General features: G+C 36.8%; 14 protein-coding genes and 1 tRNA gene. 8 read left to right on the top strand and 7 right to left on the bottom strand.

Going from position 1 to position 18,619, the window contains the following annotated elements:
* Nucleotides 1-5: 5 nt before the first annotated feature.
* The 3 genes from H3T57_RS04395 to H3T57_RS04385 all read right to left on the bottom strand — a co-directional run bounded on the left by H3T57_RS04395 (nucleotide 6) and on the right by H3T57_RS04385 (nucleotide 3,701).
* Entirely contained in the window at nucleotides 6-344 is a 339-nt protein-coding gene (locus H3T57_RS04395) for a P-II family nitrogen regulator (RefSeq protein ID WP_110439010.1), read from the bottom strand.
* A gap of 291 nt (nucleotides 345-635) precedes the next feature.
* A complete protein-coding gene (locus H3T57_RS04390) occupies nucleotides 636-2,153 on the bottom strand; it encodes a hypothetical protein (RefSeq protein ID WP_198193317.1) in 1,518 nt (505 codons plus the stop codon).
* A gap of 39 nt (nucleotides 2,154-2,192) precedes the next feature.
* Nucleotides 2,193-3,701, bottom strand: coding sequence for an aminotransferase class V-fold PLP-dependent enzyme (locus H3T57_RS04385; protein ID WP_155565270.1), 1,509 nt, complete (start codon nucleotides 3,699-3,701; stop codon nucleotides 2,193-2,195).
* A 255-nt stretch (nucleotides 3,702-3,956) separates the two neighbouring features.
* Here H3T57_RS04385 and H3T57_RS04380 point away from each other — a divergent pair, with 255 nt between their 5' ends.
* Together H3T57_RS04380 and H3T57_RS04375 are read left to right on the top strand one after the other, a co-directional pair.
* Complete coding sequence (locus H3T57_RS04380) at nucleotides 3,957-4,511, top strand: cysteine hydrolase family protein (RefSeq protein ID WP_198193316.1); 555 nt, start codon at nucleotides 3,957-3,959, stop codon at nucleotides 4,509-4,511.
* A gap of 26 nt (nucleotides 4,512-4,537) precedes the next feature.
* Nucleotides 4,538-5,800 carry a hypothetical protein gene (locus tag H3T57_RS04375; protein ID WP_198193315.1) on the top strand — a complete coding sequence of 421 codons (1,263 nt, stop codon included), beginning with the start codon at nucleotides 4,538-4,540 and terminating at the stop codon, nucleotides 5,798-5,800.
* On the opposite strand, the gene H3T57_RS04370 is transcribed toward H3T57_RS04375, so the two are convergent.
* Both H3T57_RS04370 and uvrA read right to left on the bottom strand, forming a co-directional pair.
* Nucleotides 5,797-6,741: a GlxA family transcriptional regulator gene (locus H3T57_RS04370; RefSeq protein ID WP_198193314.1), complete on the bottom strand. Its 945-nt coding sequence runs from the start codon at nucleotides 6,739-6,741 to the stop codon at nucleotides 5,797-5,799. The two genes, H3T57_RS04375 and H3T57_RS04370, sit on opposite strands and share 4 nt — an antisense overlap.
* A 46-nt stretch (nucleotides 6,742-6,787) precedes the next feature.
* Nucleotides 6,788-9,652, bottom strand: coding sequence for an excinuclease ABC subunit UvrA (gene uvrA, locus H3T57_RS04365; protein WP_198184862.1), 2,865 nt, complete (start codon nucleotides 9,650-9,652; stop codon nucleotides 6,788-6,790).
* Nucleotides 9,653-9,793: 141 nt separating this feature from the next.
* On the opposite strand from uvrA, the gene ssb reads away from it, so the two are divergent.
* From ssb to H3T57_RS04335, 6 genes are all read left to right on the top strand, one after another.
* A complete protein-coding gene (gene ssb, locus H3T57_RS04360; RefSeq protein ID WP_198193313.1) occupies nucleotides 9,794-10,309 on the top strand; it encodes a single-stranded DNA-binding protein in 516 nt (171 codons plus the stop codon).
* Nucleotides 10,310-10,755: 446 nt separating this feature from the next.
* Complete coding sequence (gene gyrA, locus H3T57_RS04355) at nucleotides 10,756-13,479, top strand: DNA gyrase subunit A (protein ID WP_370552874.1); 2,724 nt, start codon at nucleotides 10,756-10,758, stop codon at nucleotides 13,477-13,479.
* Between the two features lie 3 nt (nucleotides 13,480-13,482).
* The gene (gene coaD, locus H3T57_RS04350; protein ID WP_110438841.1) at nucleotides 13,483-14,004 is read left to right on the top strand and encodes a pantetheine-phosphate adenylyltransferase; all 522 of its coding nucleotides are present in this window, start codon (nucleotides 13,483-13,485) and stop codon (nucleotides 14,002-14,004) included.
* A 37-nt stretch (nucleotides 14,005-14,041) separates the two neighbouring features.
* Nucleotides 14,042-14,527, top strand: coding sequence for a peptidylprolyl isomerase (locus H3T57_RS04345; RefSeq protein ID WP_198193311.1), 486 nt, complete (start codon nucleotides 14,042-14,044; stop codon nucleotides 14,525-14,527).
* A 97-nt stretch (nucleotides 14,528-14,624) separates the two neighbouring features.
* Nucleotides 14,625-14,700, top strand: a tRNA-Lys gene (locus tag H3T57_RS04340).
* Between the two features lie 443 nt (nucleotides 14,701-15,143).
* A complete protein-coding gene (locus tag H3T57_RS04335) occupies nucleotides 15,144-16,835 on the top strand; it encodes an alpha-keto acid decarboxylase family protein (protein WP_198193310.1) in 1,692 nt (563 codons plus the stop codon).
* Between the two features lie 69 nt (nucleotides 16,836-16,904).
* Here H3T57_RS04335 and H3T57_RS04330 read toward each other — a convergent pair whose 3' ends face one another.
* Together H3T57_RS04330 and H3T57_RS04325 are read right to left on the bottom strand one after the other, a co-directional pair.
* Nucleotides 16,905-17,666 carry an ABC transporter ATP-binding protein gene (locus H3T57_RS04330; RefSeq protein ID WP_198193309.1) on the bottom strand — a complete coding sequence of 254 codons (762 nt, stop codon included), beginning with the start codon at nucleotides 17,664-17,666 and terminating at the stop codon, nucleotides 16,905-16,907.
* A gap of 5 nt (nucleotides 17,667-17,671) precedes the next feature.
* Nucleotides 17,672-18,520 (bottom strand): ABC transporter permease, encoded by an 849-nt coding sequence (locus H3T57_RS04325; RefSeq protein WP_198193308.1) that lies wholly within the window; start codon nucleotides 18,518-18,520, stop codon nucleotides 17,672-17,674.
* Between the last annotated feature and the right edge of the window lie 99 nt (nucleotides 18,521-18,619).

Genomic DNA, 18,619 nt, shown 5'->3' with positions numbered 1-18,619 from the left:
ATTGATTATAAAGCTTCAACCCCACTTTCACCTGTACGAATGCGAATGGCATTTTCCACAGGAATAACAAAAATCTTTCCATCACCGATTCGGCCAGTTCTTGCTGTATTGAGGATGATGTCAATTGCACGTTCGACGATATCCGCACTACAGACAAATTCGATTTTAACCTTGGGTAAAAAATCAACGACATATTCAGCACCACGATAAAGTTCGGTATGGCCTTTTTGGCGGCCGAATCCTTTTACTTCTGTTACCGTAATTCCTTGAAGGCCAATCTCTTGAAGCGCTTCTTTAACCTCATCGAGTTTAAAAGGCTTAATAATGGCTTCGATTTTTTTTATCATCTTGTTTCTCTATATTCATCAAATAAAAATTATATAGCGATAATACTGTTACTGTTTACGATAACAATATTAAAGAATGTTTGGAAAGTTCTGTCCAGTGTAAAGATATAGAGAATTTTTAACAATGAATAGAACAATTTAATAAAAAATGTCTATTATTTAAACATTATGCCTATTTTTTATATTATTTATTTAAAATTGCTATAAAATAGACAATGACTTATAGGGTTTATGTAATTTTTTTGCCTAAATTTTTATCATAAAAAATTTTAATTTATAAATTGCAAATTATTGTTTTTTATAAATTAAAGGCGTTTTTCCCACATCTGTTCGATATATCATGGAAGATTCTTTTTCAACAAAATGAATATTGAATTGGCATTTATGTTTCAATTTTTCAAAAAGGGAATGTGATAGAGTGTTTTTTTTATCAGATTCAATCAATGATTGTATCATTATATCGCAAATTTTGTCTTTATGTTTATCATATTGATTCTTCATTTCATAAAGATTTGAAACCGCAATTATTAAATTTAAGGTTTCAGTATTTTGGTTTATTTGGAATTGAAATTCCTCAGCAATTTTGTTGAAGCTAAAAATGGAATCAGTTTCCAGTTTCTTAGATAATAATGTCAGGAAATGTGGAACATAAAATTGATGATTTATCAAAGAGATAAAATCGTCACTGCGGCCTACATATTCAAACTGTATTGAATTGAGAAATCGACTGGTATAATTTGGACGCCTTATGACGCGATCCCCCAATTTGTAACGTAAGACAGGAGCTTCATTTGCAAATAATCTTGTGACGACAAGATCTCCTTCTTCGTTTTCTTGGACCCATTTACCGTTTTTATCGACAATTTCTATCAGATGTAAACCGGGAACAGCTGTTAGAATTGAACTTTCCGGATTGAGTTGTAAACCTATAGTTTCGGCTTGTGTGGCAGCAAAAAAACTTAATATGATTAAATTCTGATAGATATCTTTTAAATCAGATTTAATTTTTTCTGGAAGACATCCACTGCCATATAGAGCTATTCTCAAACTACCTTTTTGTTGATCATTTAATTCACTTGCATAAGGAACGAGCATGGCGATGTCGCGGACAATGCCCATGAAACCTTTTTGTCCCGGATTTTGCATAATACGCTGATAAATTTTAGCGGACATGGGTCCGATACCAAGATAATTAACATTTGGAATTTCTTGTAAAACTCCACCAACCATGGTTCCGCTGCTCCATAATTGACTGTCAGAGAGAGTGGTGCCAATCCATTTGGCCTGTTGTTCTTCCATATAACGTGAAATAATATGTTTTCCGATAAAATTTCCTGCCCATCTGTAAGTATCCCTTAATTCTTTTTTTGAAAATACGATTTCGGAAGATCTTCCTGAGGCGGTACCTCCACTGTTGGCAATTTGAAAATTACCATTTTCGATCGGGACAATCATACCTGGACGTTTGCCAGAAAATAAATCTGTATAAATTTCTTTATCAGTAAGTGGAATGGCGGAGAAGGTTTCAAAATCGTTTAATTTTTCCTTGCCAATCGCTTGATCAATACGTTCTTTCCAAATAGGGTTGACTCGACATATCTCGATCAGCTGTTTTAACCTTTTAAGGATAAATTCGTTCTGTATTTCAAATGGAATTGCATCAAAATAAGTTTCCGTTAACCGTTCAAAATAGCGAATGGTTGATAAAAACGTTGGAAATTGAGCAATATTTTGGATTGATTGTGGATTAAACAAAAAATCAGGAAAAACAGTTTTCAGTAATTCCTTGTTTGAATGGATATGCAAGATAGGGGCTCCTTGGGTAAATATGGGAATGGAATGAATTTAAAAGGTTTTAAGAATGGAATTTGCTGCGGTTTCAATATGTTTGGTCAGATCAGCGATATCATCCATTGAGATTTCATGATTCATGATAACGATACGGAGGGCGGTGATATGATCTAGATCCACTTTTGAAATGAAATAGCGTCCTTCATCACGGATTTTATCTCTTATTTTTAATTGTAAATAATTCAATTTTTCTTTCGATAGTTTTTTTTCATTTGGCAAATATCTGAAGCAAAGAATGTTGGATTCAGGTTTGTGCAAGGTTTCAAAATCATCTAGAGTTTGTAGATATTTGTATGCTTGAAAGGTGGTTTTGACTAGAAGGTTTAATTTGGTTGCAAAAAATTGTTGACCGTATAAAGACCAAACAACCCATAAATTTAAAATGGAAGGCCGTTTGGTACATTCGAAATTTTTAGTTCCACTTTCGAATTTTGTTATTTCATCTTCGAATTCCTCTGTAACATAACTGGCTTGAATCGGAAATGTAAGCTTTGTTTTATCACCATTTTTATAAAATAATAATGTACAAGCCGCAGGAACAAATAATGTTTTATGAGCGTCAAGACAAAAAGAGTCAGCGTATGTTAAGCCTGCTACTCGGTTTCTTAATTGATCGGAAACTAGAAAGGATCCGCTATGTGCTGCATCAACATGAAACCAGGCTTTATATTTAATGGCGAGTTCCGACAATTCTTTTAAGGGATCAATAGCCCCAATGCTTGTACTACCTGCAGCAGCGATAATACAGAAAATATCTTTTCCGTTTTTATGGGCTTTATTTAAAATTTGCCTTGCTTGTTTTATACAGATTTGTCTTTGAGCGTTCAGGGGTAATAAAATGATATTGTCTTGACCAAGACCAATAATGCCAGCAATCCGGCTGACAGAAAAATGTGCATCCGTTCCTATAGCTATGGTAGGTACAAGGTTTTTTTGACCAGCATTTCCTTTTTTCCAGATATTTGGGTATTTGTTATTGCGGGCGGTTATTACCGCGGTTAAATTGGCCAAACTTGCTCCAGAGGTTGAAATCATGCCATAATTACTATTTTCCCATCCCAAAAATTTAGCAAATTTTTCCGCAATTATTTTGTCTGCTACATTAGGTAGGGGGCCGCATTCATAAAATGATGCTGGCTGGGGGCAAAGAGAATTTACAACATCATAAATGGCTGAAACAGGAATGACCGATGAAAATTGTCTGGCCATATATCCTGTAGAATTTACTTTGATTGCAGTATTGATGTGTAAATCAACAATCTGGTTCAGTCGTTCAATAATTGACTCACCGGATTTGTGATCTGTCAGATGAAGGGCAATATTGAGGAGTTCATGCGGAGTTATACAATGAATTCCTTTCTTGGTTTTATCTTGAAGCAATTTATAAAGTTTTTGTTGAATTTTTTCAAATAAAAATGAAATATTATTTGGGTTAAAAGCATCATATAATATTGAGTTATTTTTATTTATAATTTTATTACTGGATACCTTATAGTTATTCATTGAAATACTTTCTTAATATTTATAATTCAATTTTTAGGTTGTATATTATCCATAATAAAATAAGTATTACATAAATTAAAAAGACAAATAACAGTCAAAAAAAGAAAAATTGTTTAGAAATTACTTAACAGGATTATTAATAAATTATTTATATTTTGTCTGAAATACATTGATATTTGTCAATTTTACTTATTATTAATTTACCTAATTGGACTGTATTTTAATAAAGCCTGTTATTGCATGGAATTTACGTTGATGAAAAATACAGTTCTTATCATTATAGACTTACAAAATGATTATTATCCAAATGGAAAATTTCCATTATTTAATATGAATTCTGTTGGTAAAAGCAGCATGGAAGTTTTAGCTGCCGCACGGCAACATCATATTCCAGTCATCCATATACAACATCAGTTTCCCATGAAGGATGCCCCCTTTTTTGTTCAGCATACTGAAGGGGTGAAAATTAATAAGGATGTAAAACCATTGGATAATGAAATATGTATTACAAAAAATTATCCTAACGCTTTCAAGGGAACGGAATTGAAGTCCGTTCTTGATAGACATAATTATAAAAATCTTATCGTTATAGGTGCCATGTCCCAAATGTGCGTTGATGCGACAGTCAGGACAGCCTTAGATTATGGATATCAGGTGACATTGATCTCTGATTGTATTGCGTCAAAAGAAATAACCTTTAACGATGTTGAAGTGCCTGCGCCAAAGGTTCATGCTGCAATGTTATGGATATTATCTTTTGCTGGTGCCAAAATAATGCCTAAAGATGAATTTTTGGCACATCTATCTTAAATGAAAATGAATTACGATATATTATTATGTTTGACCGTTATCTAAATACGATTGAAACAGTGATGGCTAATAATCATGCTGTTTTTATGGGAACATCTCAAGCAGTAACTTTGCTCTATCTGGATTATAAAATTTCATCAAAACAATTTAAAATTGCTTTGGAAAATTACATAAATAAAAATCCATTACTGCAACAAAAACTGGTCATTCAGAATAAAAAATGGTGTTTGCAGAAAAATTCTCATCCCGTTTCTAATTTTGAAGTTTATAGATACGAGGAAAAAATTAAAGATTTTGATTTGATTCTTGAAAAAGAAGTTAATAACATTCTTGATTATAATCAAGTTTTATCAAAACTGAAAATTATCTATCTTGTCCAGAATAAAGGTTGCATAATTATCCTTACTCAACATCATGCAATCATGGATACCTATTCAGCAAAAAAAATTCTTAAAGATTTAATAGATTCAATTTCTATTGACGAAGAAGAAAAATATTATGAGCATTTTCCTGTATGGAAATATTTCAATGCAAAAGAGGTGGCTGATTGCGATATCCGTCAAGTTCATAAACCTGACAATGATTTTTCACAGGCTTTGAAAATCTTTGATAATCCCTTGCCTCTAAAATGGACCGCTGTTGATACATGGATCATTAACCCATCGCTCTTATCATCCATGGAATATTATGCGAAGAAATTGGATTGTAGACTTAATTCCCTTTTGACTGTCATTTATTCGATTGCTGTAATGAAACTTTTAAATATTAATAACATTAATACTTATAGTGCAGTAACCTACCGTAAAAATAACGATTTGATGAATCAATTGGGTTGTTTATTGGATGTTGTGAATATCAATGTAAAAATCTGGGATATTGATGATTCAGTCAGGAGGTTTGAAAGGGAAATAAGTTATATTAAGAAACACATATCCAAGGAACTGGAAACTACCAGCCAGATTCTTGCGGATGCAAAAAAACAAAAGCTGTCTTTTCAAAAGGCTGTAAGATTGTGCGAAGGATTGGGATTCACCAATAGTGGTAGAACAGATACCTTAAAGTTTGAAAATGATATAAATGTTCTTGCCTATCGGTCCGTTGCCAATCGCACATCTGGTGCATTGTTATTTACGTATCATATGTCATTTCATAAGGGAAGTTTGATAACAAGTGTTTTAACATCGCAATTATTACTGGATAAAAAATCCATTCAGTTATTTATTCAAAATATCAATAAATACATTAAAATAATTGATCAGAGAGTGAAGTTGATGAAAGCTCAGGATTAAATCTGTCTTGAACGGATTTTATATTTGTTTCGATAATCTCTTGGGGTGAGACAGGTGATCCTGGTAAAATTTTTTCTGAACGAACTTGAATTAGCATAACCAAGATTCCATGAAATTTGTTCAATAGGCATATCGGTTGTTTCAAGAAGGCCTTTGGCATATTCAATGCAAAAATTCTGTATGTAATTTTTTGGAAGCAGTTTGGTGGCTTTTTTAAAACGTCTTAAGAAAGTTCGTTCTTCAAGTCCCGATTGAATAACAAGATTTTTGACGTTTATATCATGAATATCTGCATTCATGAGCCAATATTGCGCCTTAAGGATGGCTGTATCATTATGATCCAGTTTTGGAAAAAAAGACATATATTGATTTTGAAGATCTCTTGGTGGATCAACATTCATGAATTGAGTCGTTTTTAGCATTATATGATGGCCAAAAAATTTTTCTACAATATATAATCCAATATCGACCCAGGACATGATTCCACCACTAGTGATAAGAGTTTCGTTATCAACCAGAAGTTTGCTTTTATTTACAATGATTTTTGGAAATTTTTTTTGAAGGGTATCAGCATATAACCAATGGGTTGTGGCTTCCTTTCCATTCAACAATCCCGTTTCAGCTAGAATAAATGTTCCAACACAGATTGCCGCAATTATGGATTGTTGAGAATGATGATGTCTAATAAAATTAATTATTTCGCCAATATTATCCGGTGTATGGATTCCGCTCATACAGGGAGGAATAATGATCACGTCTTGTTTTGCTAGAAAATTTGTAAAATCGTGATCGTTGGAAATTACCTTGACCTGTATTTTTTTAAATGAGTTACACGCATATTCTGCCAGATTAAATAAATCAATCAAACCGTTGATAGCCGTCTGTTGATGATCTGAATAGGAAATAATTACAATTTTTAAGTTAAATTGATTTGTCATCATGGATTAAAACCAAATTTGTAGGGTATCAATTACCCTACAAAATAAATTATTGATTTAAAAGTGGTTTTAAAAAAACGCCTGTATAACTATTTGGTGACTTGGCAATTTGTTCTGGTGTTCCTGTTGCCACGATTTCACCACCGCCACTTCCACCTTCAGGTCCGAGATCAATAACCCAATCAGCGGTTTTGATAACCTCCAAATTATGTTCGATAACAATAATGGTATTTCCCTGATCAACCAGTGTATGTAAAACCTCCAGTAACTTACGTACATCTTCCGTATGTAGTCCTGTTGTGGGTTCATCAAGAATATATAGGGTTCTTCCCGTTGCCCGCCTTGCCAGTTCCTTGGAAAGTTTGATACGTTGCGCCTCTCCTCCTGAAAGGGTGGTGGCCTGTTGTCCAAGATGAATGTAGCCAAGTCCAACCTGTTTTAGTATATTTAGACGATCGTAAATTCTGGGAGCGGATGAAAATAATGGTATGGCTTCATCTACTGAAAGATTTAGGATATCGGCAATGGAGTGGCCCTTGAATTTGATTTCCAACGTTTCCCGATTGTATCTTGCTCCTTTACAGGTATCACAGGTAACGAACATATCTGGAAGAAAGTGCATTTCAATTTTTATGACCCCATCTCCTTGACAGGCTTCACATCGTCCGCCCTTTACATTAAAGGAAAAGCGTCCTGGCTTGTAACCTCGTGCACGACTTTCCGGAAGCTCTGCAAACCATTCTCTAATTGGTGTAAATAAATCTGTATAGGTTGCCGGGTTGGAACGGGGGGTGCGTCCAATGGGGGATTGGTCTATGTCAATGATTTTATCAAGTAGTGGAATATTCTTGATGGATTTATATGGAGAGGGTACAGCATTCGAACCCATCAATTGTCTGGAAAGGGCCTTATAAAGTGTATCAATGATCAGGGTGGATTTTCCACCCCCCGAAACACCTGTTACGGCGATAAAGGTTCCAAGGGGAAAATCAACAGTAACATTTTTTAAATTGTTACCTGTTGCGTTACACAGTGTTAATATTTGTTTTTTATTCATTTTCCTTCTTTTTTTGGGAATGGCAATGAATTTTCGGCCACTCAGATAATCGCCGGTAAGGCTGTCCGGATTTTTTTCCACTTCCTTGGGTGTACCCATGGCAACGACATGTCCCCCCATGATGCCAGCCCCCGGGCCCATATCAATAAGATAGTCAGAAGCCTTGATCGTATCTTCGTCATGCTCAACAACGATCAAGGTGTTTCCAAGGTTTTTTAAACGATCAAGAGTGCCGAGCAACCGTTCATTATCCCGTTGATGTAATCCGATTGACGGTTCATCCAGAACGTATAAAACCCCTGTCAGTCCAGATCCAATTTGACTGGCCAGACGAATGCGCTGGCTTTCACCTCCAGATAGTGTGGCTGAACCTCTGGATAATGTAAGATAATCAAGACCGACATCATTGAGAAATTTCAAGCGGTCAATAATTTCTCGCAGAATTCGATGGGCAATTTCTGCTTTTTGAGGGGATAGAGTTTCTTCAACACTGGAAAACCATTTTAATGCTTGATGGATGGGATAATCTGCAATTTCTGCAATGTTTTTATTGTTTATTTTGACACATAAAGCTTCGGGTTTAAGTCGGGCGCCATGACAAGCGTGACAAGGATAATCCGCCCGAAAGCGATTGAGATCTTCCCTAATGATATGACTGTCAGTTGAATGATAGCGTTTATCTAGATTTTTGATCACCCCTTCAAAAGGTTGAGTTACAGTATAGGATTTTTTTTCATCATGATAGTGAATCGGAATTTTTTCATCTGTACCATGCAGAATGGCATGTTGAATTTTTCCAGGGATTTTTTCCCATGGCGTGTTGATTTTAAAATGAAAATGTTCGGCTAGACTTGCCAAAGTTTGTTGATAATAGGGCAGTGAAGTATTTTTCCATGCTGAAATAGCCCCTTTTTCCAGGGAAAGTGCAGGATTGGGAATGATCAGGTCTGGGTCGAAAAAGCTTTCAGTCCCGATACCGTCACATACTGGACATGCACCTTGGGGTGCATTGAAGGAAAAAAGTCTTGGTTCAATTTCTTCAAGAGTAAATCCGCTTTCAGGACAAGAATAACGTGATGAAAAGCTTAAATGAATTGATTTTCTTTTTTCATCTTTACGTAAGACCTCCTCCACTTGTGCAAGACCATCGGAAAGGGATAAGGCTATTTCAAAACTATCTGCCAATCGATTTTCTATACCCTGTTTAACGATGATGCGATCAACAACCACCTCGATCGTATGTTTAAGTTTACGATTCAATTCTGGCGCTTCTGAAATGTCATATAGTTTCCCGTCAATTTTAACCCGTGTAAAACCCTTGCGTTGAAGTTCCGCAAGCTCTTTTCTGTATTCCCCTTTACGACTTCGTACAATGGGGGATAACAACATCAATCGGGTGCCTTCGGACAATTCCATCACTCGATCAACCATTTGGCTGACGGTTTGTGCTTCAATTGGTAATCCCGTAATCGGTGAAAAAGGGGTTCCTGCTCGTGCCCATAACAGGCGCATATAATCATGAATTTCAGTAATGGTGCCAACTGTTGAACGTGGATTGCGGGATGTTGTTTTTTGTTCGATTGATATCGCGGGAGACAGCCCCTCAATGGATTCAACATCGGGTTTCCCCATTAATTCCAAAAACTGGCGTGCATAGGCTGAAAGGCTTTCAACATAACGTCTTTGCCCTTCCGCATATATAGTGTCAAAAGCCAAAGAGGATTTTCCCGATCCGGAAAGACCCGTGATAACCGTCATCTTGTTTCTGGGAATATCAACATCAATATTATGTAAATTGTGGACTTTTGCTCCACGCACTTTAATATGGGTAAGCGCAGTCGGTGATTTATTTTTCATGATATGATTGTTATATGGTTTTGTATCTTGTGATTACTGTTTTAAAAAAATTACAGGATGGTATAGAAAGAATATAATTCTTTTAAAGATGGAAAAAAAGTAAAGATATAGCATTTTTTACTATAAAGAAATGAGGATAAAATGGCAGGAAGTGTTAATAAGGTGATTTTGGTTGGAAATCTTGGACGAGACCCTGAAGTTAGAAGTGCACAAACAGGCGCCAAGATAGTTACTCTCGCAATTGCCACCAGTGATACATGGAACGATCGTCAGACTGGTGAACGCAAGGATCTGACAGAATGGCATAGAGTGGTAATTTTTAATGAGCGTCTTGCTGATGTCGCAGAAAAATATTTACGTAAGGGTCGCAAGGTTTTTATTGAGGGTATATTGAGAACCCGGAAATGGACTGATCAGCAAGGTGTTGAACGGTATAGCACAGATGTGGTTGTTGACCGATTTAGAGGAGAACTGGTTTTATTGGATAGCGCGCGAAGTGGTGGAGATTCAATGGATAATTATGGTTCGGAATCTTCATTTACACCACCACCTGCGACCCGTCCAGCCAGTAATGCGTCATCTGGTAATAGATCCAATTCCAGTTGGGATGCTTCCATGCCTGGTAATAATGATTTGGATGATGAAATTCCCTTCTAAGTCTATCGATGAAGTTTTGATCACTGGAATATTATTGATGTCATTAGTTTGATAATAACTTGTATATTTTTAGTGATCCGCACTCTAACTAAATATAAACAGAATGTTATAAAAAAAGATACGATCTTATTATCGTGACGTGATAATATTAGATCTAAATAGTAAATCCTTTTGTATTTTTGTTTTTAGCAAGCTTTTGATCATAAAATTATTTATTTTCTTTCCACTATAAAACTTATAAGTTTTACTCTATATTATAGGAATATTATTATTTAAGGGTTATTTTGCAAAGATCATAAGACATTCTTACGTTGTAACCTGATTTAAAGTTATTTGTTTGTAGATTAGTTTATAATTAATTAAATGATGGATCTGCCTTGACCGATTTACCAGAAAATACTTCATCCTTTTCAACTGATATTACCCCTGTTACCGTTGAAGAGGAAATGCAAACCTCTTATCTGGCGTATGCCATGTCTGTAATTGTCAGTCGTGCTTTGCCGGATGTCAGAGATGGGTTGAAACCCGTTCATCGTCGAATTTTATATTCAATGTTTGAAAGTGGTTTGACCCCTGATAAACCTTATCGTAAATCTGCCCGTGCTGTTGGGGATGTGATGAGCAAATATCATCCGCATGGGGACTCATCAATTTATGATGCCATGGTAAGAATGGCACAGCGTTGGTCTATGCGGGTATGTCTGGTTGACGGTCAGGGGAATTTCGGGTCTGTTGATGGGGACTCTCCAGCTGCTATGCGTTATACAGAGGCACGTCTGGGGAAACCTGCCATATTTTTATTGGAAGACATAAATCAGGATACAGTTGATTTTCAGCCAAATTATGATGAAAGCGAGCAGGAACCCGTTATCTTGCCCGCAGCCTATCCAAATCTCTTAATAAACGGTGCCTCGGGTATTGCGGTGGGAATGGCGACGAATATACCGCCTCACAACCCTGGAGAAATTATCGATGCTACCTTGGCATTAATTGCCAATCCAGACATGGATCTTGCACAATTAATGCAAATTGTACCTGGTCCAGATTTTTCCACTGGCGGTATCATTCTTGGACGTTCAGGTATTCGTAATGCATTTGAAACGGGACGTGGATCAATACTGGTGCGGGGACGTGCCAGTATCGAGGAAATTCGCAAGGACAGGCAGGCCATTATTATCACCGAGATTCCCTTTCAGGTAAACAAGGCGACTTTACAAGAGAAAATTGCGGAGCTTGTACGTAATAAGCAGATTGAAGGTATCTCCGATATCCGTGATGAAAGTGATCGTTCTGGTATGCGGGTGGTCATTGAAATCAAACGTGATGCTACCGCGGAGGTGGTCTTAAATCAATTATACCGCTTTACCCAGCTACAGACGACTTTTGGTGTGAATATGCTTGCATTAACCAATGGAAAACCTCAGTTGCTGGGATTGAAAGATGCGTTAAATGCCTTTATCTCCTTCCGTGAGGAGGTGATTTTGCGTCGGGCGCGATTTGAATTAAGAAAATCTAGGGATCGGGCGCATCTATTGTTGGGTCTGGTTATCGCGGTTGCTAATATAGATGAAGTTATCGCTTTAATCCGCTCGGCTCCGGATACGGTAACAGCTCGTGATCAATTATTGAATCGGTCCTGGCCTGCGGAAGATATCCAAAGTCTTTTAAACCTTATCCAAGATGAAGGTAATACATTAAAAGACGGAAGGGTTTATCTCAGTGAAGTGCAGGTTCGCGGTATTCTTGAGTTGAGATTGCAACGGTTAACCGGTTTGGAACGTGAAAAAATTCAAAGTGAACTAATGGAAGTTTCAAAACGGATTGAGGAATTGCTGGAAATTATTGCGAGTCATTTGCGTCGTATGGAAATTATGCGTGATGAACTTGTTCGTGTAAGATCTGCAATTGCCTGTGAAAGAATGACCGATATTGTCGATTATGAAGGCGACCAAACTGATGAAAGCCTGATTGAACCTGGACAGATGGTTGTAACCATAACACGTGAGGGATTTATCAAGCGTACCCCACTGGACACTTTTCGTTCTCAAAATCGTGGGGGTCGTGGCAGAACTGGGGCCGGAAGACGTGGAGATGATATAATTACACGATCCTTTAACGCGCATACACATCAATGGGTAATATTTTTCTCTTCTGGAGGAAAGGCGTACCGTGCAAAAGTTTGGCATTTACCAGAAGCCAGCCCAACGTCAAAAGGTAGAGCATTGGTCAATTTATTGCCTGATTTAGGAAATGATGAGGTGACAACAGTATTGCCTTTGCCTCAGGATGAGGAATTGTGGTCAGACTTGCATCTTGTGTTCGCCACCTCATCCGGAAACGTCAGGCGTAATCGCCTGAGTGATTTTGGAAATATACGTTCTTCCGGTTTGATTGCCATGAAACTAGATGAACATGAACGGCTTATAGGGGTTGCTACCTGTCAGGAAGGTCAGGATGTTCTTTTGGCCACCAATAAAGGTCGGGCTATACGTTTCCAGATTACCGACAGTTCTTTGCGCGTTTTTTCCGGACGTGGAAGTACCGGTGTTCGTGGTATCAAATTGGCTGATAATGATGAGGTTATTTCCTTAACTGTCTTAAATCATGTTAACATTTTAACTTCTGAACGACTTGATTATTTACGTTACAGTAATGCGAAACGACGTGCGGAAAATGCCGAAACCAGTGATGATGAAACGATTGTTGAAAGTGAAGATCCGTTTGAGGACGAAGTTGAAAATAATGAATCTGCTGTAGAGTTGACAACAGGACGCTTAAGCGAGCTACAACGGTCTGAGGAAATTCTTCTGACGGTAACCAATGCCGGTTTTGGTAAACGGACTTCCGCTTATGAATATCGAGTAAGTGGTCGAGGCGGATTGGGTATTGCTAATATAAATCTGACGGGCAAGAACGGAGATGCCGTTGTTGCAACATTTGCGGTATGGGAAAATACAGATGTAATGATGATGACGGACAAGGGACGTTTGATTCGCGTGCCAGTTAACCAGATACGGATTACATCAAGAACAGGAATGGGGGTAACTTTATTCCGTATTGATGAAGGGGAAACGGTCAGTAGTGTTTTTCCTGTGATTGATAATTCTGATGACAGTGATGAAAATCAGACAGACACCGATTCATCCTTATCAGAAGATAAGGATGAATAGGGAATGCCGAGAATAGGATTTTATCCAGGCACATTTGATCCTATAACGAATGGTCATATTGATATTATTAAAAGGGCCGTTCGTATTGTGGACAAATTAATCATAGGGGTCGCTTTAAATGCAAATAAGCAGCCCTTATGGTCTTTGGAAGAGCGTGTGACATGTATTCATGAAGCCCTGATTGAGGAATTTGGTGAAGTCTGCAAAATCTTAAACCATAGCGGATGCGATATTGATGTTATCGGATTTGACAATCTTCTAGTTGATTGTGCAAAAAAATATAATGCGCAAATTCTTATACGCGGTTTAAGACAGGCAACAGATTTTGATTTTGAATTCCAGATGTGTCTAATGAATCAATGTTTGGATCCAAACATTGAAACGATTTTTTTAGTTGCCACTGAACAAAATCGGAGTATAGCTTCAAGATTTGTAAAAGAAGTGGCTTTGTTGGGCGGGGATATATCATCCTTTGTTCCAAAGTCTACTTATAACAGGTTTCAGAAGATGTTCTTGAAATCGTGAAATAACAAATTATTCATGTAAATAAAGTGAAAAAATAATGGAAAATGATAAAAAACTATCAGCAGATACAATTCATATGAAATTGAAGGATGGAACGGTCATTATAAAATTGCGTCCAGATCTTGCACCATTGGCAGCGGAACGTTTGGTCGCGTTGACTGAAAGTGGATTTTACGATAATACCCCTTTCCATCGTGTTATAGAGGGTTTTATGGCTCAGGGAGGCGATCCAAGTGGTACAGGTACCAAAGGGAGTGATTTGCCAGATTTGCCCGCTGAATTCACAAAAAAAGAGGGTTTTCGTCGTGGTACAATAGGCATGGCACGTACAATGGATCCAAACAGTGCCAACAGTCAGTTTTTTATTATGTTTGAAGAGGCACCGCATTTGAATGGTCAATATACCATTGTTGGCGAAGTTATCGAGGGAATGGAATATGTAGATCAGATTAAAAAGGGAACCGGGGCAAATGGTATGGTTCAGGATCCGGACCGTATTGTTCGAATGGTTACATTTTCATAACTAAATTTTTTAAAGAAAATGAAAAATAGTGGTTGACTTCTTTGCGAATAACCACTATTTCAATGCTCACACCGCAAGAAAACAGCGGACTTTCTAAGAGCCGGTAGCTCAGTTGGTAGAGCATTCGACTTTTAATCGAATGGTCGAGGGTTCGAATCCCTCCCGGCTCACCATCAAAGAATGATGGTATTCAAATCCTCTTATAATTCAGTATTTTAAACGTATGTAAATATAATACAAATATATGTTTATGACGTTGTCAATATTTTCACAACAATTTTAAAAAATATTTTAAATTAATTTTTTTAACATAGATAAATAGATAATTTCTTTAATATGGTATAATATTTTGTATTATATTATTTTCCTTTTGAAAAAAGAAATAATAGTTAAAAAAGTATATTTTTTCTAGTTTTTGTAAGGCTTAATGCATCCAGATTTGTAAAGTTTGGATTGATCTGCCTCTTGCAGTATGATAAATTGGTAACAATTATTTGATAGTGCTTCAGTCGAGTTCATTGTTCTTTCTTGAGGCACATATTAAAAAAATTGATAGCAAAAGTATTGGATATAATTTTTGCAAATAAATAGTTAAATCATTATCAGGAGAAATTCATTGGTATACACTGTTGGTCAATATCTTGCCACACGGCTTGCCCAACTTGGGTTAAACCATGTTTTTGCAGTAGCAGGTGATTATAACCTTATACTATTAGATGAACTGGAAAAAGTTTCAGAATTAAAACAGGTTTATTGCAGCAATGAGCTTAATTGTGGATTTGCAGCCGAAGGGTATGCTCGTTCACGTGGACTGGGGGCCGCCGTTGTAACTTTTAGTGTTGGTGCATTTAGTGCATTTAACGCTGTTGGTGGTGCTGCAGCCGAGAATTTGCCTTTAATCTTGATTTCTGGTGCACCTAATAACAATGATTATGGCAGCGGACACATTTTACACCATACAACGGGTCATTATGACTATTCATATCAGCTTGAAATGGCCAAATATATCACGGTTGCGGCTGTCTCAATAACACATGCCGATACAGCGCCAGCCTTGATTGACCATGCAATTCGTCAGGCTTTATATCATCAGAAACCCGTATATATCGAATTATCTTGTAATATTGTTAATTTGCCTTGTGCAAGACCGGGACCAATCACCAGTCTGACCTATGAAAAAAGTAGTGATGTTGATTCATTGGAGGCTGCAGCAAAAGCTTGTCTGGAAAAAATCAACAATGCCAAAAATCCTGTTATTGTAGTTGGCAATAAAACACGTGCTGCAGCTGCAGAGAAAGAAGTGATTGCATTGGCCAAACATTTAGGATGTCCTGTGGCCACTATGGCGCATGCGAAAAGTTTCTTCCCTGAGGAAGATCCTCATTATATTGGAACTTTCTGGGGTGAAATCAGTTCACCTGGTGTCGAGGAATATGTCAAGAATTCCGATTGTCGTATTTATGTTGGCGCTGTATTCAACGACTATTCAACGGTTGGATGGACTTCCCATTTATACGATGAGGATAAGGATATTCTATTTTCTCCGCATCATTTACGTGCAGCAAAAACAGAATTCAGCGGTTTTAAACTAAAAAACATTCTAAAACACATCACACCTCTTATCAAAAAGAATTCAACTGCATTGGAAGCTTTTAAAGCTAAGCATCATGCTGAAAAAGCTGCTGCCGTTGCAGAAGGTAATGCACCTTTAACAACAGTTGAACTAACACGTCAAATTCAAGGAATTATTGACAATAATACAACGATTTTCCTTGAAACAGGGGATTCATGGTTCCATGGTATGCATTACAGGCTTCCTAATGGAGCTCGTGTTGAATCAGAAATGCAATGGGGACATATTGGCTGGTCTGTTCCGGCAATTTTTGGTTATGCAGTCAGTGCCCCTGAACGTCGAAATATTGTGATGGTCGGTGATGGTTCATTTCAATTGACAGCTCAAGAAGTTGCTCAAATGATTCGTCATAATTTGAACGTCATTATTATCTTGATCAATAACCAGGGTTATACGATTGAGGTCAAAATTCATGACGGTCCTTACAATCGTGTTAAAAATTGGGATTACGCGAATATCATCAACACGTTTAATGCTGAAGATGGTCATGGACTTGGTTTGAAAGCTAAAAATGGCGCAGAATTGGCTGATGCGATGAAAACAGCGCTTAATCATAAACAAGGTCCGGTTTTAATCGAGGTTGTTATTGATCCTCAAGATTGTTCTCCTGATCTTGTTGTTTGGGGCAAGAAAGTTGCCAAGGCGAATTCAAGACCACCACGTGAAAAAAAATAAAATCATCAAATAATTTAGTATAAAACCTTTTCATGATTGTTTAATGAAAAGGTTTTCTTGTTTAGATATTTATCTAAAAAGTTCGTCCACAGGCTTGTTAAGATAGACCGGTAAAACTTCCTGTGGGGTTCCATCCATTTTCAAAAATCCCTGTTCCAACCATATGATCCGATTGCACCATTTTATAAGAATTTGCGGCGAATGAGTTGAAATAATTAAAATTTGTGATTTTTTTACGATATTTTCCAATCTGTGCGTGGCTTTGAGCATAAATCCTTCATCACCTGTCATGAACCATTCGTCCATTAATAGGATTTGTGGATCAATTGCAGTGATGAGACCAAAACCCAATCGCAAATTCATGCCAGAACTGTAGGTTTTTACCGGTAAGTCAATGTAGGGTCCTAATTCAGAGAATTCAATGACCTTTTTTTCGATTTCATTCATCTGCTTACGGGGAACACCATCAATATAACATCTTAATCGTATATTTTCTCTTCCTGTTAATTCAGCATTCATTCCAACTGATGGATCTAATAATGAGCTAATATGACCTTCAATACGAAGATGACCGCTTACCGGTTCATAAATTCCTGACATCGTACGTAAAAGAGTTGTTTTTCCGGCACCATTTGTACCGATCAAACCTACTCTTTCTCCACCCTTAATGCTAAAGCTTATATCGCGTAAGCTTTGAACATAAATTTTTCTATGTTTGTCTTCGCTAAGACGTCCAGAAAGGAAAATATTGGTGATTTTTCGTAAATTACGCATATTTTCATGATATAAAGGAAAAGATATATAAAGATTTTTTACGGTAATACTGGGCATGATATCTAAATCCAGTAGGGAATGCGAAAACGTGTTTTACTGAAAATGAAAATTGCGGTTACCCATAATATCAGGCTGTAAACAATCGCAGCAAACCAGATAGATGAAGACACATATTCTCCAAGAATGGGTGCGCGCACAATTTCAAACAGAGGGTAAAGTGGATTCAGAAGCATATAGTTTTTGTTGAAATGAATGAAATTAATCTTCCAGATAATGGGAGTTATAAAAAACAAAGCTTGCATTATACTGGCTATAATAGGTGGAACATCTTTGAATCTGGTGCCTAGAATACCGATCAATAAACAAATAGCCAAACTATCCAGTGTCCATAATATACCAGAGGGAATTAAAAGATATAGGGTATAGGGCACGACCTTTAGAATGCAGAAGACAATTACAATGACTAATAGGTTATGGATAAGGATTAGGAAATTACTGATGATACTTCGCCATGCATATACGCTGTAGGGTAGACGTGTGGATAAAATCAATTTCTCAGAATTGGTAAATATTGTGCAGCTATCAATTGTTAAAGTGCTTATAAAAGTCCATAAAACCACGGAAAGGGAAACATAGGGAAGATATTCATGAATATTAATGTGTAAAAGATATGCATAAAGAAAACCAATAGTCGCAATTTTGCTTCCCATTATAATGGTGATCCAAAAAGGTCCCAGAATTGATCCCCGATAGCGTAATTTAATATCTGTCCAACCCAATTTACAATTTAACCTCCATTTCATAAATCCTTCCAGAATATCCAACACGGTAAGTTTGATATTTTGTGAAAACTTTACAGGGCCAAGATCAAGGATCGGTTCTTTTGGTAAAATCTGATTATTATTTGACATTGCAAAGTCCGTATATTCATTGGCGATTAAATAATAAATAAAATTAAAATATAGTGTTTAAAATTGCTTTTCAAACAAAAAAACAGCATTGATCAGTTT

The organism is Commensalibacter sp. W6292M3, assembly GCF_016101315.1.
Taxonomy (GTDB): Bacteria; Pseudomonadota; Alphaproteobacteria; order Acetobacterales; family Acetobacteraceae; genus Commensalibacter; species Commensalibacter melissae.
The sequence above is the reverse complement of the archived record's forward strand: the minus strand, read 5'-3'. Positions and strand labels throughout refer to the sequence as shown.